This window comes from Streptomyces sp. NPDC057474 (genome assembly GCF_042802555.1).
Lineage (GTDB): Bacteria > Actinomycetota > Actinomycetes > Streptomycetales > Streptomycetaceae > Streptomyces.
This window is the reverse complement of sequence record NZ_JBHVDX010000032.1, coordinates 23638-46678: the sequence shown is the minus strand read 5'-3', so window position 1 is coordinate 46678 and position 23041 is coordinate 23638. Positions and strand designations below refer to the sequence as shown.

18 protein-coding genes are annotated in these 23041 nt (G+C 70.7%); 9 read left to right on the top strand and 9 right to left on the bottom strand.

Features of this window, described 5'->3' with window-relative positions; genetic code table 11:
- Window positions 1–719 (bottom strand): SDR family oxidoreductase (locus ACFU53_RS12385; RefSeq protein ID WP_383989759.1); only part of this gene is annotated, 719 nt, incomplete at its 3' end.
- A 65-nt stretch (window positions 720–784) separates the two neighbouring features.
- Here ACFU53_RS12385 and ACFU53_RS12380 point away from each other — a divergent pair.
- Genes ACFU53_RS12380 through ACFU53_RS12365 form a run of 4 tightly spaced genes read left to right on the top strand, consistent with a single transcriptional unit; the run spans window position 785 to window position 4295 of the window.
- Complete coding sequence (locus ACFU53_RS12380; RefSeq protein ID WP_383989756.1) at window positions 785–1612, top strand: enoyl-CoA hydratase family protein; 828 nt, start codon at window positions 785–787, stop codon at window positions 1610–1612.
- Window positions 1605–2453 (top strand): CoA transferase subunit A, encoded by an 849-nt coding sequence (locus tag ACFU53_RS12375; protein WP_383989753.1) that lies wholly within the window; start codon window positions 1605–1607, stop codon window positions 2451–2453. Before ACFU53_RS12380 ends, ACFU53_RS12375 begins: the two co-directional genes overlap by 8 nt.
- Window positions 2432–3181, top strand: coding sequence for a CoA-transferase subunit beta (locus ACFU53_RS12370; protein ID WP_383989750.1), 750 nt, complete (start codon window positions 2432–2434; stop codon window positions 3179–3181). Before ACFU53_RS12375 ends, ACFU53_RS12370 begins: the two co-directional genes overlap by 22 nt.
- A gap of 52 nt (window positions 3182–3233) precedes the next feature.
- Window positions 3234–4295, top strand: coding sequence for an NAD(P)H-dependent flavin oxidoreductase (locus tag ACFU53_RS12365; RefSeq protein ID WP_383989746.1), 1062 nt, complete (start codon window positions 3234–3236; stop codon window positions 4293–4295).
- A 50-nt stretch (window positions 4296–4345) separates the two neighbouring features.
- Here the strand turns inward: ACFU53_RS12365 and ACFU53_RS12360 are convergent, their stop codons facing one another.
- Genes ACFU53_RS12360 through ACFU53_RS12350 form a run of 3 tightly spaced genes read right to left on the bottom strand, consistent with a single transcriptional unit; the run spans window position 4346 to window position 6944 of the window.
- Window positions 4346–5503, bottom strand: coding sequence for an acetyl-CoA C-acetyltransferase (locus ACFU53_RS12360; protein ID WP_383989743.1), 1158 nt, complete (start codon window positions 5501–5503; stop codon window positions 4346–4348).
- Window positions 5504–5526: 23 nt separating this feature from the next.
- A complete protein-coding gene (locus tag ACFU53_RS12355; RefSeq protein WP_383989740.1) occupies window positions 5527–6141 on the bottom strand; it encodes a TetR/AcrR family transcriptional regulator in 615 nt (204 codons plus the stop codon).
- Window positions 6142–6155: 14 nt separating this feature from the next.
- Window positions 6156–6944 (bottom strand): SDR family oxidoreductase, encoded by a 789-nt coding sequence (locus ACFU53_RS12350; protein ID WP_383989737.1) that lies wholly within the window; start codon window positions 6942–6944, stop codon window positions 6156–6158.
- 72 nt (window positions 6945–7016) lie between these two features.
- On the opposite strand from ACFU53_RS12350, the gene ACFU53_RS12345 reads away from it, so the two are divergent.
- Together ACFU53_RS12345 and ACFU53_RS12340 are read left to right on the top strand one after the other, a co-directional pair.
- Entirely contained in the window at window positions 7017–8156 is a 1140-nt protein-coding gene (locus tag ACFU53_RS12345) for an acyl-CoA dehydrogenase family protein (RefSeq protein WP_383989734.1), read from the top strand.
- Window positions 8157–8205: 49 nt separating this feature from the next.
- Entirely contained in the window at window positions 8206–9186 is a 981-nt protein-coding gene (locus tag ACFU53_RS12340; protein WP_383989732.1) for an acyl-CoA dehydrogenase family protein, read from the top strand.
- On the opposite strand, the gene ACFU53_RS12335 is transcribed toward ACFU53_RS12340, so the two are convergent.
- Complete coding sequence (locus ACFU53_RS12335) at window positions 9161–10813, bottom strand: cytochrome bc complex cytochrome b subunit (protein WP_383989729.1); 1653 nt, start codon at window positions 10811–10813, stop codon at window positions 9161–9163. The two genes, ACFU53_RS12340 and ACFU53_RS12335, sit on opposite strands and share 26 nt — an antisense overlap.
- Before the next feature lie 86 nt (window positions 10814–10899).
- Window positions 10900–11619: a vWA domain-containing protein gene (locus ACFU53_RS12330; protein ID WP_383989726.1), complete on the bottom strand. Its 720-nt coding sequence runs from the start codon at window positions 11617–11619 to the stop codon at window positions 10900–10902.
- 154 nt (window positions 11620–11773) lie between these two features.
- On the opposite strand from ACFU53_RS12330, the gene ACFU53_RS12325 reads away from it, so the two are divergent.
- Window positions 11774–12703 carry a rhomboid family intramembrane serine protease gene (locus tag ACFU53_RS12325; RefSeq protein WP_383989723.1) on the top strand — a complete coding sequence of 310 codons (930 nt, stop codon included), beginning with the start codon at window positions 11774–11776 and terminating at the stop codon, window positions 12701–12703.
- 206 nt (window positions 12704–12909) lie between these two features.
- Here the strand turns inward: ACFU53_RS12325 and ACFU53_RS12320 are convergent, their stop codons facing one another.
- The 3 genes from ACFU53_RS12320 to ACFU53_RS12310 form a co-directional block, all read right to left on the bottom strand.
- On the bottom strand, window positions 12910–14370 hold the full coding sequence (locus tag ACFU53_RS12320) for a glutamate synthase subunit beta (RefSeq protein ID WP_383989720.1): 1461 nt from the start codon (window positions 14368–14370) through the stop codon (window positions 12910–12912).
- Complete coding sequence (gene gltB / locus ACFU53_RS12315; RefSeq protein WP_383989804.1) at window positions 14363–18976, bottom strand: glutamate synthase large subunit; 4614 nt, start codon at window positions 18974–18976, stop codon at window positions 14363–14365. Before gltB ends, ACFU53_RS12320 begins: the two co-directional genes overlap by 8 nt.
- A 405-nt stretch (window positions 18977–19381) precedes the next feature.
- Entirely contained in the window at window positions 19382–20110 is a 729-nt protein-coding gene (locus ACFU53_RS12310) for a VIT1/CCC1 transporter family protein (protein WP_383989716.1), read from the bottom strand.
- Between the two features lie 251 nt (window positions 20111–20361).
- Between ACFU53_RS12310 and ACFU53_RS12305 the strand changes: the two genes are divergently transcribed.
- Together ACFU53_RS12305 and ACFU53_RS12300 are read left to right on the top strand one after the other, a co-directional pair.
- The gene (locus ACFU53_RS12305; protein WP_383989713.1) at window positions 20362–21468 is read left to right on the top strand and encodes an ADP-ribosylglycohydrolase family protein; all 1107 of its coding nucleotides are present in this window, start codon (window positions 20362–20364) and stop codon (window positions 21466–21468) included.
- A complete protein-coding gene (locus ACFU53_RS12300) occupies window positions 21465–23003 on the top strand; it encodes an ADP-ribosylglycohydrolase family protein (RefSeq protein WP_383989710.1) in 1539 nt (512 codons plus the stop codon). Before ACFU53_RS12305 ends, ACFU53_RS12300 begins: the two co-directional genes overlap by 4 nt.
- The last annotated feature ends 38 nt before the right edge of the window (window positions 23004–23041 follow it).

Here is a 23041-nt window from a genome sequence, read left to right as displayed (position 1 = left end):
GACGCGTCGAGGAAGGCGGGGCGTTCGCCGCCGCCGTGGACGAGGAGAGAGGCGCCGGTGATGTAGGCGGCCGCGTCGGAGGCGAGGAAGACAGCCGCGTCGCCGATGTCGGAAGGGGCGGCGAGGCGGCCGAGCGGGACGGTGCGGGCCACGGCGGCGATGCCGTGCTCATCGCCGTAGTGGAGGTGGGAGAGTTCCGTGCGGACCATGCCGAGGACGAGGGTGTTGACCCGTATCTCCGGGGCCCACTCCACGGCCATCGAGCGCGCCAGGTGCTCCAGGCCGGCCTTGGCCGCGCCGTACGCCGCCGAGCCGGGCGACGGGCGGCTGCCGCTCACGCTGCCGATCATCACGATCGCGCCCCCGGCCCGCCGGAGGTGTTCGTGGGCGGCGAGGGAGACGGTCAGCGGGGCGGTGAGGTTGAGTTCGATGACGCGGGCGTGACGGCGGGCGTCGGACTCGGTGAGCGGGCGGTAGGGGGTACCGCCGACGTTGTTGACGAGGACGTCCACGCGGGGCAGTTCGGCGAAGAAGCGGTGCACGGCATCGGGATCCCGGACATCCAGCGGCATGAACTCGGCGCCCTTGAGCGGCACTTCGGGCGGGCGGCGGGCACAGGTCACGACCTCGGCGCCGGCTTCGGCTAAGGCTCGGGCGATGCCTGCGCCGACGCCGCGTGTGCCGCCGGTGACGACGGCGAGCTTCCCGTTGAGCCGCATCCGCTGCTACCTTCCACCCAGAGACGTACCTAACAAACGTTAGGTGGAAGGTAGCTGATGCGCCGATGAGTGTCTCCACCTCGTCCCCGGAAAAGGGGATTTCCGTCGTCACGATCGATTTCCCGCCGGTGAACGCGCTGCCGGTGCGCGGGTGGTTCGAGCTGGCCGAGGCCGTGCGCGGCGCGGGCCGTGATCCCGAGGTCCGGTGTGTCGTCCTGGCGGCGGAGGGGCGCGGGTTCAACGCCGGGGTCGACATCAAGGAGATCCAGGCGGGGGGACAGAGCGCGTTGATCGATGCCAACCACGGCTGCGCGGAGGCCTTCGCCGCCGTGTACGAGTGCGAGGTGCCGGTGATCGCCGCCGTGCAGGGGTTCTGCCTGGGCGGCGGGATCGGGCTGGTGGGCAACGCGGACGCGATCGTGGCGAGCGAGGACGCGACGTTCGGGCTGCCGGAGCTGGACCGGGGCGCGCTGGGCGCGGCGACGCATCTGGCCCGGCTGGTGCCCCAGCACCTGATGCGCGCGCTGTACTACACCTCGCGTACGGCGACCGCCGCCGAGCTACGGGCGCACGGCTCGGTGTGGCGGGTCGTACCACGTCCCGAACTGCGCGTCGCCGCCCTGGAGTTGGCGCGGGAGATCGCCGCGAAGGACGGCCGGCTGCTCCGGCTGGCCAAGGCCGCCATCAACGGCATCGACCCCGTCGACGTCCGCCGCAGCTACCGCTTCGAGCAGGGCTTCACCTTCGAGGCGAACCTCAGCGGTGTCGCCGACGAGGTTCGCGACACCTTCGGGAAGGCCGGGACGACCGGGGCGGCCGGGAACTCAGGGAACTCAGGGAACTCAGGGCCGGCCACGGGGAACGCCATGAAAGAGGGGGACTTGGGTGAGTGACAAGACGATGACCGCCGACGAGGCCGTCTCGCGGCTGGCGAGCGGGATGACCCTCGGCATCGGCGGCTGGGGCTCGCGCCGCAAGCCGATGGCTCTGGTGAGAGCACTGCTCCGGTCCGGGATCACCGATCTCACGGTCGTCTCGTACGGCGGCCCGGACGTCGGCATGCTCGCCGCCGCCGGACGCGTCCGGAAACTGGTCGCCGCCTTCGCCACCCTCGACTCCATCCCCCTCGAACCGCACTTCCGCGCAGCGCGCGAGCGGGGCACGTTCGAGTTGACGGAGGTCGACGAGGCGATGTTCATGTGGGGGCTGCGGGCCGCCGCGAACCGGCTGCCCTTCCTGCCGGTACGGGCGGGCATCGGCTCGGACGTGATGCGGGTCAATCCCGGTCTGCGGACCGTGACGTCGCCGTACGACGACGGGGAGACCTTCGTCGCCATGCCCGCGCTGCGCCTGGACGCCGCGTTCGTGCACGTCAACCGGGCCGACCGGCAGGGCAACGGCCAGTATCTGGGTCCGGACCCGTACTTCGACGACCTGTTCTGCGAGGCGGCCGACACGGCGTACGTCTCGTGCGAACGGCTCGTGGACACGGCCGAGTTGGCGAAGGAGGCCCCGCCCCAGTCGTTGCTGGTCAGCCGCCATGTGGTCACCGGCGTGATCGAAGCCCCGAACGGCGCGCACTTCACCTCCTGCGCCCCCGACCACGGCCGGGACGAGGCCTTTCAGAAGGCGTACGCGAGCACGCCCTGGGAGGACTTCGCCGAGCGGTTCCTGACGGGTGACGAGCAGGCGTACCAGTCGGCCGTGCGGGCATGGCACAAGGAGGGCTCATGAGCGGAGCGACCCGCGCCGAGTACTGCGTGATCGCCTGCGCCGAGGCCTGGCGCGGGGCCGGGGAGATCCTCGCCAGCCCCATGGGCCTCGTCCCGTCCCTGGGCGCGCGCCTCGCCAAGCGGACCTTCTCGCCGGAGCTGCTGCTGACCGACGGCGAGGCGCTGCTCGTCGGCCTCGACGGCACCGTCGAGGGGTGGCTGCCCTACCGGCGGCACCTGGCGCTGGTCACCGGCGGCCGACGGCACGTGATGATGGGCGCGAGCCAGATCGACCGGTACGGCAACCAGAACATCTCGTGCGTCGGCGACTGGGCGAAGCCGAAGCGACAGCTGCTCGGGGTGCGGGGCGCACCGGTCAACACCCTGAACAACCCGACCAGTTACTGGATCCCCAGGCACTCCCGGCGGGTCTTCGTCGAGAAGGTCGACATGGTGTGCGGGGTCGGCCACGACCGTGCGGCCGAACATCCCGTGACCGCCCGCTTCCACCACCTTCCGCGTGTCGTGTCCGACCTCGGGGTCTTCGACTTCGCGACCCCCGACCACGCGATGCGGCTGGCCTCACTGCACCCGGGCGTCACGGTCGAGCAGGTCGAAGAGGCGACGGGTTTCGCACTCGCCGTCCCGGCCGAGGTGCCGTACACGCGCGAACCGACCGAGGCCGAACTGAGGCTGATCCGCGAGGTGATCGACCCGGAGAACACCCGCGCACGCGAGGTCGGCGGCTGAGGAGAAGAAGCAGCCGGCCCGGGAGACGCGACCGACTCAGGAGAGGTGACTGATGGAGACGGCTCTCACCCGGCTCGTCGGCGTCCGCCGTCCGATCGTGCAGACCGGTATGGGCTGGGTCGCCGGCCCCCGGCTGGTCTCCGCCACGGCGAACGCGGGAGCGCTCGGCATCCTTGCCTCCGCGACGATGACGCCCGCGCAACTCCGGGACGCCGTACGGGAGGTGAAGTCCCGCACGGACGGCGCGCCCTTCGGGGTGAATCTGCGGGCCGACGCGGGGGACGCGCGGGAGCGGGTGCGGATCATCGTCGAGGAGGGCGTCCGGGTGGCGTCGTTCGCGCTCGCGCCGTCCAGGGAGCTGATCGCCGAGCTCAAGGACGCGGGTGTGGTCGTGATCCCGTCCGTCGGCGCCCGGCGGCATGCCGAGAAGGTGGCGGCGTGGGGTGCGGACGCGGTCGTCGTCCAGGGCGGCGAGGGCGGCGGGCACACCGGGGAAGTGGCGACGACCGTACTGCTGCCGCAGGTCGTGGACGCCGTCGGCATCCCCGTCGTCGCCGCCGGCGGCTTCCACGACGGGCGCGGTCTGGTGGCCGCGCTGGCGCTCGGGGCGGCCGGGATGGCGATGGGCACCCGGTTCCTGCTCACCTCGGAGTCGACGGTGCCCGACGCGGTGAAGGCCCGCTATCTGGCAGCGACGGTCAAGGACGTCACCGTCACGAGGGCCGTGGACGGGTTGCCGCACCGGATGCTCCGCACGGAGTTCGTGAACACGCTGGAGGCGTCCGGCCGTACGCGCGCCCTGGTGCACGCCGTGCGCCACGCGGCCGGCTTCCGGCGGCTGTCCGGGGTCACCTGGCGCCGCATGGTGCGGGACGGCCTCGCGCTGCGGCACGGCAAGGACCTCACCTGGAGCCAGGTCCTGCTCGCCGCCAACACGCCCATGCTGCTCAGGTCCGCGATGGTGGACGGCCGTACGGACCTGGGGGTGATGGCGGCCGGGCAGGTCGCCGGGGTGATCGACGACCTGCCGTCGTGCGCGGAACTGGTGGAACGGATCATGGAGGAGGCGGAGGAGGTGCGGGCGTCCTTGGGACGCCTCGGCGCCACTCGGTGACCGGAGCGGCCCACGGCCGCCCGCTGCCCCTCACCGCCGTTCGGTGGCCGTCACAGCCGCTCGATGATCGTCACGTTCGCCTGCCCGCCCCCCTCGCACATCGTCTGCAGCCCGTACCGGCCGCCCGTGCGCTCCAGTTCGTGCAGAAGGGTCGTCATGAGCTTGGCGCCGGTCGCGCCCAGGGGGTGGCCGAGGGCGATCGCGCCGCCGTTGACGTTGACCCTCTCCGGATCGGCGCCCGTCTCCTTCAGCCAGGCCAGCACGACCGGCGCGAAGGCCTCGTTGATCTCGACGAGGTCGATGGCGTCGAGGGTGAGGCCGGTCTTCTTCAGGGCGTACGCGGTCGCCGGTATCGGGGCGGTGAGCATGCGGATGGGGTCCTCGCCGCGTACGGAGAGGTGGTGCACGCGGGCGCGCGGGGTCAGCCCGTGCTCCCGTACGGCGCGTTCGGAGGCGAGGAGCAGCGCGGCGGCACCGTCGGAGACCTGGGAGGAGCAGGCGGCCGTGACGGTGCCGCCGTCGATGACCGGCTTCAGGGCGGCCATCTTCTCCAGGGAGGTGTCCCGGCGCGGCCCCTCGTCGACGGTCACGTCCCCGTACGGCACGGTCTCGCGCGCGAAGCGGCCCTCGTCGACGGCCCGTACCGCCCGCTGATGGGAGCGCAGCGCGTACTCCTCCTGGTCACGGCGGCTGATACCCCACTTGGCGGCGATCATCTCGGCGCCGGCGAACTGGTTCACCGGCCGGTCCCCGTACCGTGCCCGCCACCCCTCGCTGCCCGCGAAGGGCCCGTCCGTGAGCCCGAGGGGTACGGCGGCCTGGCGGGAGGCGAAGGCGATGGGGATCATCGTCATGTTCTGGACACCGCCCGCGACCACCAGGTCCTGGGTGCCGGAGAGCACGGCCTGGGCGGCGAAGTGCACGGCCTGCTGCGAGGAGCCGCACTGCCGGTCGACGGTCGTGCCCGGTACTTCCTCGGGCAGCCCGGCGGCCAGCCAGCTGGTCCGCGCGATGTCACCGGCCTGCGGTCCGACGGTGTCCAGGCAGCCGAAGACGACGTCCTCCACGGCGGCCGGGTCCACGCCCGCGCGTGCGACGAGCGCTTTGAGGGCGTGGGCGCCGAGGTCGGCCGGATGGACCTGGCCGAGCCCTCCCCCGCGCCGCCCGACGGGCGTCCGGACCGCTTCGACGATGTAGGCCTCGGTCATGGCAACTCCCCTGACGTCAACGGTTATTCACGTACGGCGATCCCGTCGAGGACCATCGACAGGTACTGCCGGGCGATCTCCTCCGGGCTGTACTGTCCGCTCGGCCGGTACCAGGAGGCGGCGACCCAGACGGTGTCGCGCACGAACCGGTAGGTGACCCTCGTGTCGAGGTCGGCCCGGAACTCCTCGGCGGCGACCCCGCGCTCCAGCGTGGCCAGCCATGCCTTCTCGAACTTGCGCTGCGACGCGTCGAGGAACAGGAACCGGTCCTGCGCGACCAGCTGCTTGGCTTCGTTCTGGTAGATCGAGACGGCGGCGCGGTGCCGGTCGATCGCCCGGAACGACTCGACGACCAATGCCTCGAAGGTTTCCCGGGGGCGCAGTTCGGCGTCCAGGACGGCGTCGTAGCCGTCCCAGAGTTCGTCGAGGAAGGTCCGCAAAATCTCCTCGAGCATCGCGTCCTTGGACTCGAAGTAGTAATAGAGGCTGCCCGCGAGCATGCCCATGTCGTCCGCGATCCTGCGTACGGTGGTGGCGTTGTAGCCCAGATCGGCGAAGATGTTGGCGGCTTTGGCGAGGAGTTCACTACGACGGGCGGGCGCGGTGTCGGACGCCTGGGGCTTCTTCTTGGTCGGCACGCTGTTCTTTGTCCTTAGGGGTGCTGGTTGCTGACGGAGACGATCTCACCCGTCATGTACGAGGAGTAGCCGGACGCGAGGAACACGATCACGTTGGCCACCTCCCAGGGTTCGGCGTACCGCCCGAAGGCCTCTCGCGCGGTCAGCTCGGCCAGCAGCTCGGGGGTCGTGACCTTCACGAGGTGCGGGTGCACGGCGAGGCTGGGCGACACGGCGTTGACCCGGACCCCGTACTCGGCCGCCTCGACCGCCGCGCACCTGGTCAGGGCCATCACGCCCGCCTTCGCCGCAGCGTAGTGCGCCTGGCCTGCCTGGGCGCGCCAGGCGACGACGGAGGCGTTGTTGACGATCACGCCGCCACCGCTCTCCCGCATCAGCCTCAGAGCCTCCCGGGTGCACCGGAACGTGCCGTTCAGCGTCACGTCCAGCACTTTGGACCACTGCTCGTCGGTCATGTCGACGAGATCCGAGGTGCCGCCGAGGCCCGCGTTGTTGACGACGATGTCGAGCTGTCCGTGCAGCCGGACGCCCGCCTCGAAGAGCGCCCGCACCTGATCCTCGTCGGTCACGTCGCACGGCACCGCCCGGACAAACTCCGCCCCGAACTCGTCGGCCAGCTCGGCCTTGTACTCCTTGAGTCTGCGTGTGTGGGCGTCGCTGATCAGGACGCGCGCCCCCTCCTCCAGGAAGCGTCGCGCGGTCGCTCCGCCGATGCCCGCGCCGGCTGCCGCGGTGATCACGGCGGTGCGTCCGGTGAGGAGCCCGTGGCCGGGGAGGTACGTCGGAGACTCGACGTTCGTCATGCGGGCACGCTAACCTACCAAACACTTGTTAGGGAAGACCAAACGTTTGTCAGGCAAAGAGGGGTGTGCCCCATGGACCTCGCCCATTCCCCCGCCGACGAGGCCTTCCGCTCCGAGGCCCGCGCATGGCTGCGCGCCCATGTCCCGCCCGAGCCGCTCCCCTCCCTGGAGACGGAGGAGGGCTTCGCCGCCCACCGCGCCTGGGAGGCCGAACTGTCCGCCGACCGCTGGTCGGTGGTGAACTGGCCGACCGCGTACGGCGGCCGCGACGCGGGCCTGCCGCGTTGGCTGGTCTTCGAGGAGGAGTACTACGCGGCGGGCGCCCCGGGCCGCGTCGGCCAGAACGGCATCAACCTCCTCGCCCCGACCCTCTTCGACCACGGCACGGAGGAGCAGCGGGCCCGCGTGCTGCCCCCGATGGCCTCCGGCGAGGTGGTCTGGGCCCAGGCCTGGTCGGAGCCCGAGGCCGGGTCCGACCTCTCCTCGCTCACCTCCAAGGCGGTGCGCACGGACGGCGGTTGGCTGCTGACCGGGCAGAAGACCTGGTCGTCACGTGCCGCTTTCGCGGACCGGGCGTTCGGCCTGTTCCGCAGCGAGCCGGGCACCCCGAAGCCCCACCAGGGGCTGACGTATCTGATGTTCGACCTGTGTGCCCCCGGCGTGACGGTCCGCCCGATCGGCCGCCTGGACGGCAAGCCCGCCTTCGCCGAACTCTTCCTCGACGACGTGTTCGTCCCGGACGAGGACGTCATCGGCGAGCCCGGCCAGGGCTGGCGCATCGCCATGTCCACCGCCGGCAACGAACGCGGCCTGATGCTCCGCTCCCCGGGCCGCTTCCTGGCCTCCGCGAACCGGCTGTTCGACCTCTGGCACACCCAGGGGAGCCCGGCGTCCGCACACGACCGTGTGGCCGACGCGTTGATCGGCGCCCGCGCCTACCAGCTCTTCACCTACGCGGCCGCCTCCCGTTTCCTGGAGGGCACGTCGGTCGGCCCCGAGTCCAGCCTGAACAAGGTCTTCTGGTCCGAGTACGACATCGCCCTGCACGAAACCGCACTCGAACTGCTCGGGGAAAACGGGTCGTTGGCGGACTCGGACTGGGCCGAGGGGTATGTCTTCTCCCTCGCCGGCCCGATCTACGCCGGCACCAACGAGATCCAGCGCGACATCATCGCCGAGCGCCTCCTCGGCCTGCCGAAGGGCCGCCGCTGATGGGCTCACCGATTTTTCCGACTCCGCCGACCTCGAAGGGCCGCCGTTGATGCGCTTCCTCCTCGATACCGAGCAGCGGGCGTTCACCGAGTCGTTGGACGCCATGATGACGGCCGCCGACACGCCCTCCGTCGTACGGGCCTGGGGTCGGGGCGAGCACGAGGCCGGGCGGGCGCTGTGGTCCCGTATCGCAGAGGCCGGCGTCTTCGCGCTGGCGGCGCCGTCGGCGTACGAGGGGGTCGGCCCCCTCCCCGTCGAACTGGCCGTCGCTTTCGTGGAGTTGGGGCGGCACGCCGTGCCGGGCCCCCTCGTGGAGACAGTGGCGGCGGCGGTCCTCCTGGCCGGCCTGGAGGACCCGGGCCCGGCCAAGCGCCTGCTCCCGGCGCTGGTGTCCGGGGAGGCCATGGCCACGGTGGCACCGTCACCGGAGTCGTACGCGCTGGACGGGGACGCGGCGACGACCCACCTGTCACTCGACCTGGGCACAGGCGAACTACGCCTTTCCCCCAGCCACGGCCCCGTCCGCCCCTCCCTGGACCCGGCCCGCCGCCTGACCCCTCTCTCCCCCGGCGGCGAACTCCTCGCCACGAACGCGCCCTCCCTCGCCCCAGGCCTCACCTGGGCCCGTCTCGCGGTCGCCGCCCAGGCCCTCGGCATCGGACTGGCTCTCCTGGACAGGACGGTGGCGTACGTAAGGCGGCGCACCCAGTTCGGCGTGCCCATAGGCTCGTTCCAGGCGGTGAAGCACCGGCTGGCGGACGCGAAGGTGGCCCTGGAGTTCGCGCGTCCGCTGGTCTTCGGGGCGGCGGTCACCCTGGACCCGGCGGATGTGGCGGCGGCCAAGGTGACGGCGTGCGAGGCGGCGTACGCTACCGCGCGCACCGCACTCCAACTGCACGGCGCCATCGGTTACACGGCGGAGTACGACCTGTCGCTCTGGCTGACGAAGGCCAGTGCGCTGCGGACCGCGTGGGGCGGCCCGGCCGCATGCCGAAGCACGGTCCTCAGTGGTGGTGGTCGCCGCTGCTGATCTCGCGATACTCCTCGACCGTCGGTTTCGGGATCCGCGCCCCGGGCCCGAACATGGCGCGGGCGAGCCGGCCGCGGAGCCGGTCGACGGGCCTGACCCGCCGCCGCACCCCGTTCGCGTCGACGAGCGGCCCGACCTCGTACGGCGGGTCCTGCTCATGTTGCGTGAGCGCGAACAGCTGCGCCTGGGAGAGCGGCTCGTGGACCTCGACGTACTCGCCGTGCGGGAGCCGTTCGATGATGCCGGTCTCGCGGCCGTGCAGGACTTTGTCGCGGTCTCGGCGCTGCAACCCCAGACAGATCCGTTTCGTGACGACGAAGGCGACGACGGGCACCGCGAAGAAGCCGATGCGCACGAACCAGGTGATGGCGTTGATCGAGAGATGGAGATGGGTGGCGACGATGTCGTTGCCGCCGCCGATCAGCAGGACGCCGTAGAGGCTCAGCCAGGCCACGCCCAGGCCGGTGCGGACGGGTACGTTGCGGGGCCGGTCGAGGATGTGGTGCTCGCGCTTGTCGCCGGTGATCCACGCCTCGACGAACGGGTAGACGCCGATGGCCAGCATGATCAGCGGGAAGAGGGAGAAGGGGATGAAGACACCGAGGACGAGTGTGTGTCCGAGGGCGTTGATCTCCCATCCCGGCATCACCCGGATCAGGCCTTCGGAGAACCCGAGATACCAGTCGGGCTGGGCGCCGGTGGTGACGAGGTCGGGGCGATACGGCCCGAAGGCCCACACGGGGTTGATGGTGGCGATCGCGCCCATGAAGGTCAGCACACCGAAGACGAGGAAGAAGAAGCCGCCGGCCTTGGCCACGTAGACCGGCATGAACGGCATGCCGACCACCGCCGTCCGGTTCCGGCCGGGCCCGGGGTACTGCGTGTGCTTGTGGTGGAAGACCAGGATCAGATGGGCGACGACCAGCGCCAGCATGATCCCGGGCAGCAGCAGCACATGGATCGGGAAGAGCCGGGAGATGATCTCGTGCCCAGGGAACTCCCCGCCGAACAGGAAGAACGACAGGTACGTCCCCACGATCGGCACGGACAGGATGGCGCCCTGCGCGAAGCGGATGCCGGTGCCGGAGAGCAGGTCGTCCGGGAGCGAGTAGCCGGTCAGGCCGGTGAGGATGCCGAGGAACAGCAGCGTCCAGCCGAACGCCCAGTTCATCTCGCGCGGCTTGCGGAACGCGCCGGTGAAGAACACCCGCATCATGTGGATGAGCATCCCGGCGACGAAGACGAGCGCCGCCCAGTGGTGGATCTGCCGGATCAGCAGACCACCGCGCACGTCGAAGCTGATCTCCAGCGTGGACTCGTACGCCCTGGTCATCAGGACGCCGTTGAGCTGCTCGTACGTGCCGTGGTACTCGACCTCGACGCCGCTCGGCTCGAAGAAGAGGGTCAGCCAGACGCCCGTGAGGATCAGGATGAGGAAGCTGTAGAGGCAGATCTCGCCGAGCATGAAGGACCAGTGGTCCGGGAACACCTTGCGCAGATTGGCCTTGGCGATCCCGTACAGCCCGAGCCGCCCGTCGGCCCAGTCCGCGACCCGCTCCCCCTTGCCCGGCGCGGCGCCCCTTCCGCCGTCGCCGACACCCGCCTCGACCGCCCGCGCCCCGCCCATGCGTAGCCCTCCCCTCGGCTTTTCTCAGGGTGGCACGCACGTCCGACGATGTAAATGGGGATCACCCCCCACTTCCATTGCACGCCTTACCTGACGATGCCCTCGGCCCGGGCCGCCACCAGCCACTTCGGGAACTGCTCCACCAGCCGGTCGTACAACTCCTCGTCGGAGACGGCCCTCGGATCCGAACCGGCGTGAAAGAACCCGGCGTTGTCGACGACCCGCTTGCCCGGCACGGCCAACTCGTCCAGCCTGTGCAGGAAGTCGAACTGCTTGCTGTCGGGGTCGCCGAAGCCGATGAACTGCCAGAAGAGGGGGAGCCTGGCGGCCTTGCACATGTACCGTTCGGCGGCGAGTTTGCCGGTCGGCCCACCGTCCGTCTGGAACACCACGAAGGCCGGATCCTCGGCACCGGAGTCGAGGTAGTGGTCGATGATGGCGTCCATGGCCAGGTGGTAGTTGGTCTTCCCCATGTGTCCCAGCCCGGCCACGACTCGATCGATCCGGCCGTGGTGATCGGCGAGACCGATCTCCGTGACCGCGTCGACCCCGGTGGAGAAGAACACGACCGGCACGCTCCCGTCGTCGTCGAGTTGCGCGGACAGTCCGAGCACGCGATCGGCGAGGGCCTGCACACTGCCGTCCTTGTAGTACGGCCGCATGGAACCGCTGTGGTCGACCACGAGATAGACGGCGGCCCGCTGCCCTTTCAGCCCGTGTCTGTCGAGGGAGATCCCGGCGGCCTTGTAGAGGTCCACGAGCGCGGGGGCGGTCTCCTGCATCTTGCTGAGGCTGATCGCGGGCATACGGCGGTCTCCTGGCATCGAGGCTCTGCGGGAGACCCGAGGCTATGACACCCCATGTGCCACCCCCTCCCCACTCACCCCAGATCGTTCGCTATTTTGTTCGCCGCCGTCCTCACCGGCTCGTCATCAGTCCCGCACCCACAAGGAGCCGGCCGTGGAACCCGAGTCCCCGTCGTCGTCCGAGCCCGCCGTCACCACCTGCTACCGCCACCCGAAAGTGGAGTCGTACGTCCGCTGCACGCGCTGCGAGCGGTTCATCTGCCCGGACTGCATGCGCGACGCGGCCGTGGGCCACCAGTGCCCGGAGTGCGTGCAGGAGGGCTCGAGAACGGTCCGCCAGGCCCGCACGGCCTTCGGCGGCCGTATCTCGACCGTCCCACTGGTGACGTACATCCTGATCGGCCTGAACGTCGTGGCCTACGTCGCCGAGCTGCTCCGCCCGGAGATCGTGGACGACTTCGCGATGCTGGGCCGGGGCCTGGCCGGCCCGGACGGCCTCCACTACGTCTGGCAGAGCGCCTACCCGGACGACTTCCACCTCGAAGGTGTGATCGACGGCGAGTGGTACCGCCTCCTCACCGGCGCGTTCCTCCATCTCCCGCCCACCGAGGGCACCTTCGGCATCCTCCACATCGTGATGAACATGCTCACGCTCTGGAACGTCGGCAGGATCGTCGAATCCCAACTCGGCCGCACCCGCTACCTCTCCCTCTACCTCCTCTCGGCCCTCGGCGGCTCCGCCCTCGTCCTCCTCCTCGACCCCGACGGCACCACGGTGGGCGCCTCCGGCGCGATCTTCGGCGTCTGCACCGCGTACTACGTCCTCGCCCGCCGCCTGGGCGCCGACCCGGCGGGCATCAACCGCTTCATGGCGGGCCTGCTGGTGTGGCTGATCATCTCGGCCGTCGTCACCTCCTGGCAGGGCCACCTCGGCGGCCTCCTGACCGGCGGCCTGATCGCCCTCGCGTTCGCCTACGCGCCCCGGGACCGACGGAGAGTCCTGGTGCAGGCGGGGGCGTGTGCGGCGGTGCTGGCGCTATGGGTGGTGCTGGCGCTCGCGAAGGTCTCGGCGATGACGGGCTGAGCGAACGGCGACCGCCGGGCAGCGGGCGTTCCGCCCTGGCGGTCCCCGGACATGCAACGGCGCCTGCCCAGTCGTCCGGTCGGGGACTGGCGGGCAGGCGCCGTCTGTGTTCCGTACGCCGTTGTACGGGACGTATGTGGGGTGACCGTCAGGTCACCGCCTTGTGTGGGGCCGTCAGACCATCAGCGAGCGGTCGGTCGGCAGGATCAGACCATCAGCGAGCGGTCGGTCGGCCGGATCGGCGCCGGCAGTTCGCTCGCCCCCGTGAGGAAGCGGTCGCAGCCCCGAGCCGCGGACCGGCCCTCGGCGATCGCCCACACGATGAGCGACTGGCCGCGACCCGCGTCACCGGCGACGAAGACACTGGGGATGTTGGTCTGGAAGTCGGCGTCGCGGGCGATGTTGCCGCGCTCGTCGAGGTCCAGGCCGAACTGGTCCACCAGACCGTTGTCGCGGTCGGTGCCGGTGAAGCCCATCGCCAGCGTGACCAGCTGGGCGGGAATCTTGCGCTCCGTGCCCGGCTTCGGGGTCAGCCTGCCGTCGATGAACTCGACCTCGGTGAGGTGCAGGAACTGGACGTTGCCGTCCTCGTCGCCCTCGAAGTGGGTGGTGGAGACGGAGTAGACCCGCTCGCCGCCCTCCTCGTGCGCCGAGGTGACCTTGTAGAGCATCGGGAAGGTCGGCCACGGCTGCGAGACGTTCCGGTCCTCGCCCGGGCGGGGCATGATCTCCAGCTGCGTCACGGAGGCCGCGCCCTGGCGGTGGGCCGTGCCCACGCAGTCCGCGCCCGTGTCACCGCCGCCGATGACGACGACGTGCTTGCCCTCGGCCGTGATGGGGGGCGCCACGAAGTCGCCCTCCTGCACCTTGTTGGCCAGGGGCAGGTACTCCATGGCCTGGTGGATGCCGGCCAGCTCGCGGCCGGGGACCGGGAGATCACGGGCGGTGGTGGCGCCCGCGGCGATGACGACGGCGTCGTACCGCTTCTTCAGGTCCGTCGCCTTGAGGTCGCGGCCGATCTCGATGCCCGTACGGAAGCGGGTGCCCTCCGCGCGCATCTGCTCGATGCGGCGGTTGATGTGCCGCTTCTCCATCTTGAACTCGGGGATGCCGTAGCGGAGCAGACCGCCGATGCGGTCCGCGCGCTCGTACACCGCGACCGTGTGACCGGCCCGCGTCAGCTGCTGCGCGGCGGCCAGGCCCGCCGGGCCCGAGCCGATGACCGCGACCGTCTTGCCGGACAGACGCTCCGGGGCCTGGGGCGCGACATCGCCGGTGTCCCACGCCTTGTCGATGATCGAGACCTCGACGTTCTTGATGGTGACGGCCGGCTGGTTGATGCCGAGCACGCAGGCCGACTCGCACGGGGCCGGGCACAGCCGGCCCGTGAACTCCGGGAAGTTGTTCGTCGCGTGCAGACGCTCCGAAGCCGCCGCCCAGTCCTCGCGGTAGGCGTAGTCGTTCCACTCGGGGATGAGGTTCCCGAGCGGACAGCCGTTGTGACAGAACGGGATGCCGCAGTCCATGCAGCGGGACGCCTGCTTCGAGATGATCGGGAGCAGCGAACCCGGAGCGTAGACCTCGTTCCAGTCCTTCAGACGTACGTCGACGGGGCGGGACTTGGCGACCTCGCGCCCGTGGTTCAGGAAGCCCTTCGGGTCAGCCATTGATCGCCGCCTCCATCATCTTCTCGGTGATCTCGGTCTCGGAGAGACCGGCCTGCTCGGCGGCGGCCTTGGCGGCGAGCACTGCCTTGTACGTGCTGGGGATGATCTTGCTGAAGCGCTCCACGGCGACGGGCCACTCGGCGAGCAGCTTCTCGGCGACCGTCGAGCCGGTCTCCTCGGCGTGGCGGCGCACCACGTCGTGCAGCCACTGCTTGTCGGTGTCGTCGAGGGCCTCGACGGCGCCCACGTTGCCGACGTTGACGTTGTCGCGGTTCAGGTCGATGACGTACGCGATGCCGCCCGACATACCGGCCGCGAAGTTGCGGCCCGTCTCGCCGAGGACGACCGCGTGGCCGCCGGTCATGTACTCGCAGCCGTGGTCGCCCACGCCCTCGGAGACGACCGTCGCGCCGGAGTTGCGGACACAGAACCGCTCGCCCGTACGACCGCGGAGGAACAGCTCGCCGCCGGTCGCGCCGTAGGCGATGGTGTTGCCCGCGATCGTCGAGAACTCGGCGAGGTGGTCGGCGCCCCGGTCGGGGCGGACGATCACACGGCCGCCGGAGAGGCCCTTGCCGACGTAGTCGTTGGCGTCGCCCTCCAGGCGCAGCGTGACACCGCGCGGCAGGAAGGCGCCGAAGGACTGGCCCGCCGAGCCGGTGAAGGTGATGTCGATGGTGTCTTCGGGCAGACCGGCCCCGCCGAACTTCTTCGTCACCTCGTGGCCGAGCATGGTGCCGACCGTGCGGTTGATGTTGCGGACCTTGATCTGGGCGCGGACCGGCTGGGCGTCGGTGGCGTCCGAGGCGGCGAGTGCGTCGGCGGCGAGCTTGATCAGCTCGTTGTCGAGCGCCTTCTCCAGGCCGTGGTCCTGCTCGATCAGCTGGTGGCGGACCGTGCCCTCGGGCAGCTCGGGCACGTGGAACAGCGGCTCCAGGTTCAGGCCCTGCGCCTTCCAGTGGTCGACCGCGCGGGTCACGTCGAGCGCCTCGGCGTGGCCGACGGCCTCCTCGATGGAGCGGAAGCCCAGCTCGGCGAGGATCTCGCGGACCTCCTCGGCGATGAACTCGAAGAAGTTCACGACGTGCTCGGCCTTGCCGGAGAACCGGTCGCGGAGCGTCGGGTTCTGCGTGGCGATGCCGACCGGGCAGGTGTCCAGGTGACAGACGCGCATCATGACGCAGCCGGAGACGACCAGCGGCGCGGTCGCGAAGCCGAACTCCTCGGCGCCGAGCAGCGCGGCGATGACCACGTCACGGCCGGTCTTCAGCTGGCCGTCGGTCTGCACGACGATGCGGTCGCGCAGGCCGTTGAGGAGCAGGGTCTGCTGGGTCTCGGCGAGGCCGAGCTCCCAGGGACCGCCGGCGTGCTTCAGCGACGTGAGCGGCGAGGCGCCCGTACCGCCGTCGTGGCCGGAGATCAGGACGACGTCCGCGTGTGCCTTGGAGACACCCGCGGCCACGGTCCCGACGCCGACCTCCGAGACCAGCTTCACGTGGATCCGCGCCTGCGGGTTCGCGTTCTTCAGGTCGTGGATCAGCTGGGCCAGGTCCTCGATGGAGTAGATGTCGTGGTGCGGCGGCGGGGAGATGAGGCCCACGCCCGGCGTCGAGTGACGCGTCTTCGCCACCCACGGGTACACCTTGTGGCCGGGCAGCTGACCGCCCTCACCGGGCTTGGCGCCCTGGGCCATCTTGATCTGGATGTCGTCCGCGTTGACCAGGTACTCGGAGGTCACACCGAAGCGGCCGGAGGCGACCTGCTTGATGCTGGACCGGCGCGCCGGGTCGTACAGACGGTCCGGGTCCTCGCCGCCCTCACCGGTGTTGGACTTGCCGCCCAGCTGGTTCATGGCGATGGCGAGCGTCTCGTGCGCCTCGCGGGAGATGGAGCCGTAGGACATGGCGCCGGTCGAGAACCGCTTGACGATCTCGGAGGCCGGCTCGACCTCGTCGATCGAGATCGGCGCGCGTCCCTCCACGCCCTCCTTGAAGCCGAACAGGCCACGCAGCGTCATCAGACGCTCGGACTGCTCGTTCACGCGGTCCGTGTACTTCTTGAAGATGTCGTAGCGACGCGTACGGGTCGAGTGCTGGAGGCGGAAGACCGTCTCCGGGTCGAACAGGTGCGGCTCGCCCTCGCGGCGCCACTGGTATTCGCCGCCTATCTCCAGGGCGCGGTGGGCCGGCGCGATGCCGCTGGCCGGGTACGCCTTGGCGTGGCGGGCGGCGACCTCCTTGGCGATGACGTCGATGCCGACGCCGCCGATCTTGGTGGCCGTGCCGGTGAAGTACTTCTCGACGAACTCGTCCGCGAGACCGACGGCCTCGAAGACCTGGGCGCCGCGGTAGGAGGCGACCGTGGAGATGCCCATCTTGGACATGACCTTCAGGACGCCCTTGCCGAGGGCGTAGATCAGGTTGCGGATGGCCTGCTCGGCCTCGATGTCGGAGAGGAACGTTCCGGCGCGGACGAGGTCCTCGACGGTCTCCATCGCCAGGTACGGGTTGACGGCCGCGGCGCCGAAGCCGATGAGCAGGGCGACGTGGTGGACCTCGCGGACGTCACCGGCCTCGACCAGCAGACCCACGTGGGTGCGCTGCTTGGTGCCGATGAGGTGGTGGTGGACGGCCGCGGTGAGCAGCAGCGACGGGATCGGCGCGTGCTCGGCGTCCGAGTGGCGGTCGGAGAGGACGATCAGCCGGGCGCCGTTGTCGATGGCGGCGTCGGCCTCGGCGCAGATCTCGTCGATGCGCGCGGCGAGGGAGTCACCGCCGCCGGAGACCCGGTAGAGGCCGGAGAGCGTGGCGGCCTTCATGCCGGGCATGTCGCCGTCGGCGTTGATGTGGATGAGCTTGGCCAGCTCGTCGTTGTCGATCACCGGGAAGGGCAGGGTGACGCTACGGCAGGAGGCGGCCGTCGGCTCGAGCAGGTTGCCCTGCGGACCGAGCGAGCTGCGGAGCGACGTGACCAGCTCTTCGCGGATCGCGTCCAGCGGCGGGTTGGTGACCTGCGCGAACAGCTGGGTGAAGTAGTCGAAGAGCAGCCGCGGACGCGCGGACAGCGCGGCGATCGGCGAGTCCGTGCCCATCGAACCGAGCGGCTCGCCACCGGTCTTGGCCATCGGCGCGAGGATGACGCGCAGCTCTTCCTCGGTGTAACCGAAGGTCTGCTGGCGGCGGGTGACCGAGGCGTGGGTGTGCACGATGTGCTCGCGCTCGGGCAGGTCGGAGAGCTCGATCTCCCCGGCCTCCAGCCACTCGGCGTACGGCTGCTCGGCGGCGAGGCCGGCCTTGATCTCGTCGTCCTCGATGATGCGGTGCTCGACGGTGTCGACGAGGAACATCTTGCCGGGCTGCAGGCGGCCCTTGCGGACGACCTTGGAGGGCTCGATGTCGAGGACGCCGACCTCGGAGCCGAGGACGACGAGGCCGTCCTCGGTGACCCAGTAGCGGCCGGGGCGCAGTCCGTTGCGGTCGAGGACCGCGCCGACCTGCTTGCCGTCGGTGAAGGTGACACAGGCCGGGCCGTCCCAGGGCTCCATCATCGTGGAGTGGAACTGGTAGAAGGCTCGCCGGGTCGGGTCCATGGAGTCGTGGTTCTCCCACGCCTCCGGGATCATCATCAGCACGGAGTGCGGCAGGGAGCGGCCGCCGAGGTGGATCAGTTCCAGGACCTCGTCGAAGGACGCCGAGTCGGAGGCGTCCGGCGTACAGATCGGGAAGATCCGGTCCAGCGTCTCCGTGGGGCCGAACAGGTCGGAGACCAGCTGGGACTCGCGGGCGACCATCCAGTTGCGGTTGCCCTTGACCGTGTTGATCTCGCCGTTGTGCGCGACGAAGCGGTACGGGTGGGCGAGCGGCCACGACGGGAAGGTGTTGGTGGAGAACCGGGAGTGCACGAGCGCGATCGCGGAGGCGAAGCGGCGGTCGGACAGGTCCGGGAAGAAGGGCTCCAGCTGGCCGGTGGTCAGCATGCCCTTGTAGACGATCGTCCGCGCGGAGAGCGAGGGGAAGTAGACGTCGACCTCGCGCTCGGCGCGCTTGCGCAGCACGAAGCTCTTGCGGTCGAGGTCGATGTCCTTAGCAGGCACGGCGGCACCGTCGGTGACGAAGACCTGACGGAAGGCGGGCATCGTCGAGCGGGCCGTGGCGCCGAGCAGTTCGGGGGCGACGGGCACGTCGCGCCAGCCGAGGACGGTCAGGCCCTCCTCGGCCGCGATGGCCTCGATGCGGGCGACGGCGTCCTCGGTGCCCTCCTCGGGCAGGAAGCCGGTACCGACGGCGTACGAGCCTGCCTCGGGCAGCTCGAATCCGGCGACCTCACGGAAGAACGCGTCGGGAACCTGCGAGAGAATGCCGGCGCCGTCGCCGGAGTCGGGCTCGGAGCCGGTGGCACCGCGGTGCTCCAGGTTACGAAGAACCGTGAGCGCCTGCTCGACCAGCGCATGGCTCGCCTCGCCGGTGAGGGTGGCCACGAAGCCGACGCCACAGGCGTCGTGCTCGTTGCGGGGGTCGTACATACCCTGCGCAGCAGGGCGAGCATCCATGAAGGACCACTTCTGGCCATTCGCGGAGTGCTGGGACGGCTGGCGCGGCGTACGCATCGGCTCTCCCGTCGTCGTCATTTGGCTGGGGGTACCTCCCAGGCCCTTGAAGGCTCTGGGGGAGCATGTGCCGAGGGACGACGCTGGCCCTCTGCGTAAAAGTGCAAAATTTCGTGCAGGTTACATGATGGAACGATTCTCGGGAACCGGATACTTCGTCCCAACATGCGGACGCCACGGGCGCGGAGGGGTGCCGCACACGGTGGCGTGAAACAAGGGGTGGCGACCGGACAGATCAGTGTCGGTCGACCTGGGGGCGCAGGAGGCGTCGTCGCCCACTACATCGGTTGTTTGGCAGGCGTCTTTGCCCGCGGCGCTTACGGCTCATGCCCAGCGGTTAAGCATCCGAAACCGACTGGTAACGACTACTTATACGGTCCCGCGCATACGTAGCCATCCGATCCATCATACGGCCGCTCCGAACAGACTGCCCAGGGCGTACGTCACACCCGCCGCGGCACCCCCAAGCGCCAGCTGCCGCAGCCCGCTGAACCACCAGGTTCTGGCCGTCACCCGGGCGACCACCGCACCGCACCCGAAGAGCCCCACGAGCGCCACCAGCACGGCGGGCCACAGCGCGCCCGCGCCGAGCAGATACGGCAGTACGGGCAGCAGGGCGCCCAGCGCGAAGGAGCCGAAGCTCGACACGGCGGCGACGGCGGGCGAGGGAAGGTCGCCGGGATCGACGCCCAGCTCCTCGCGCGCATGGATCTCCAGGGCCTGCTCCGGATCGCGCGACAACTGTCTCGCCACCTCCCGCGCGAGCCCCGACTCGACCCCACGGCTCTCGTAGAGAGCGGCCAGCTCCTCCTCCTCGTCCTTGGGGTGCTTGCGCAACTCCCGTCGCTCGACGTCGAGTTCGGCCTCGACGAGTTCCCGCTGCGAGGCCACGGAGGTGTATTCACCGGCGGCCATGGAGAAGGCCCCGGCGGCGAGCCCCGCGAGCCCGGCGACGACGACCCCCTCCCGTCCGGCCGACCCGCCCGCGACACCGGTCATCAGCGCCAGGTTGGACACGAGCCCGTCCATCGCCCCGAACACGGCGGGCCGCAGCCAGCCGCCGTTCACGTCCCGGTGGGTGTGGTTGTCACGGTGCGCCTCGTGCAACGCGGCTTCGGTGTCGATGATCGCCACGATCAAGCCCCTTTCCTCACGTCGAACGTACGCTCGGAAAATTGCTTCTGCCAGCAAGGAAGGCCGTACTTACCCGGGTTGACACTTGTTCGAGAAACCGCCGCCGCTCATTCGTACATGGCCCTGCACAGATGTCGACCGGGTGACACACGAGCGTTCCACGCGCCGGCGAGGCACCCGATGTGGCAGAGATCTACACAGAGAAATCTTCAGAGCGGATCAACTGCCCATAGGGCCAGAGAGGCGACCGTATGCCTTCCATCGCCTGCATTCCCTCGGTCCCGGCGCCCGGTGACGCCGCCGCCCTCCGCGAGCGGGCCCGCGGGGCCATGCTCGGGCTCGCCGTCGGGGACGCGCTGGGGGCGCCCGCCGAGAACATGAAACCTTCCGAGATCCGCGCGCGCTGGGGGCGCATCACGGGGTACGTAACCGAGCGCCCCTCGGGCACGGACGACACCGAGTACGCCATCTTCTCCGGGCTGCTGCTGGCCCGGCACGGCTCGGCGCTCACCGTCACGCATGTGGAGACTGCCTGGCACCAGTGGATCGCGGACCGGGACGAGGGCCCGTTCCGGGGCGCCGGCTTCAGCGAACGCGGCACCCTGGAGAACCTCCGCCGGGGCCTTGCCGCGCCGATCTCGGCTCAGCACCGGCACGCCTGGAGCGACGGACTGGCCATGCGCGCCGCCCCCTTCGGCGTCTTCGCGGCGGGCCGCCCGGCGGAGGCCGCCCGCCTGGTCGCCATCGACGGCTCGGTCAGCCACGACGGCGAGGGCATCTACGGCGGCCAGGCGGTCGCGGCGGGAGTGGCGGCGGCGATGGCGGGTGCCCCCACGATCGCGGTCGTGGCCTCCGCCCTCGCCGTGATCCCCGACGACTCCTGGACGGCCCGCTCCCTGCGCCGCGCGGTCGCCGTCGCCCACCGCGGCGAACGCGCGGTCCGCTCCGCCGTCGTCATCGGCGGCTACCCCTGGACCGACCTCGCCCCCGAAGCCGTCGCCCTCGCCTTCGGCGCCTACGCGGCGGCCGACGGCGACTTCACCGAGTCGGTGCTGACGGCGGTGAACATGGGCCGCGACGCCGACACGACCGCCGCCGTCGCCGGCGCCCTGGCCGGAGCGACCCGGGGCGCGTCATCGATCCCGACCGAGTGGACCACCGCCATCGGCCCGGCGAGAGGCAGCTGCCTCCCCTCCATGGCGGGCCACCACGTCCTGGACGTGGCAGAACTCCTGGTCCCCGGAGAGGGCGGCAAATGGGGCACCAACACGACCCCCCTCCACCGCGAAGAGTGGCCCCCACCGGATCCGAGCACCTTCGCCCTGGCACCGGACACCAGATCGGAGACCCCGTCATGACCCCACCCACACCGTGGGACGAGACCACACCCGCCCCACCCTCAACACCGGGCGACGAGACGACACGCACCGCAACACCCGCGCCGTACGACGAAGCGACGCCCCGCACGACACCCACCTCGTGGGCGCCGAACGCGACTGGCGGGATCGAACCCGCTGTCGCGGCGCAGCCGGTCGAAGCCGAGCTCACGACCGTGACGAGGCCGATCACCCCCCAACCCACGATCGTGGCGAAGCCGATCACCCCCCAACCCGCGGTCGTGGCGAAGTCGATCACCCCCCAACCCGCGGTCGCCGACGGCGGGGACGCCCCGCAGGGGCCACCCGCACCCGACGACGAAAGTCGCACGGGTGCTGCGGGTGGGAGCAACCCGGCCGAGGGCGAAGCCGAGGCCGGCCCGGCGCACCCCCCGGAGGGCCACCGCATCGAGGGTCTCCTGCTCGGCCTGGCCGCAGGCGACGCCGCAGGCTGGCCCGCCGCCCGCCACCGAGCCGCCCGAATGCCGGAGTGGACGCGCCGCCTGACCCGCGAACTGGACACCTTCGCCGAGCAGAACGCCACCACCACACTCCCGGTCCCCATCGCCCTCAACCAACCCCCCGAGCCCCTGCGCCTCGGCCCCTCCGACGACGCGGAATGGGCGGCGTTCGCCGCAGAGGCACTCCTCCGCGCCGGCGACGCGGGCGCCCTCGGCGACCTCAGCCTGGAACGCCGCACCCGCGCCTCGATCGACCTCTCCTGGAACGCCGTGGCCAGCGAGATCGCGGCCGCCGCCGAACGCGCCCCCGAGGTCGAGTCCGCCGTACTCCCCCTGCGCGCCCGTATCTCCGTACGCGCCGGACTCGGCAACCTCGCCACCGGCCTGCGCCCACCCGCCACCGGCCACGACAACCCGCACTACTTCGACGACGCGGCCTGCGTACGCGCCTGCGTCCTGGCGTTGGCCCACCCCGGCGACCCCCGACGCGCCGCCGATCTCGCCGAGTTCGACGCCCGCTACACCCAGGACGGCGACGGCGTGCACGGCGCACGCGCGATGGCCGCCGCGCTCGCGCTGGCGCTCGTCGGCGCGGACGTCGACGACTGCACGGCAGCGGCCCTGGCCGAACTCCCGGCGGAAACGGAGATCGGCCGCAACGCCCGCCACGCCCTGGACCTCGCCCACCGCCACAAAAAGGAAGGAACATTCGCTCTGGTCCCCCTCCTGGAGCACCAGATCGTCGACCACGTCTACAGCTACGGCATCGCCGCCGCCGAGACCGTCCCCGTAGCGCTCGCCCTCGCCACCGCCGCCCGCGGCCGGATCGCCGAGGCCGTCCCCGCCGCCGCCTGCCTCTCCCGCGTCGCCGACTCCGCCCCGGCCCTCGCCGGCGCCCTGACCGGTGCGCTCAGCGGCGGCTCCGCCATCCCCGACTCCTGGCGGGACGCCTGCCGCACCCTCTCCGGCTGCGCGCTCCCCCGACTCACCGGTACGGACCTCGTACACCTCGCCGAACTTCTCGCAGCCACGGAACTCGCCACCCCCGGAGGATGATTCGGGCATGACGCCCCCAACCGAAGCCAACCAGCACA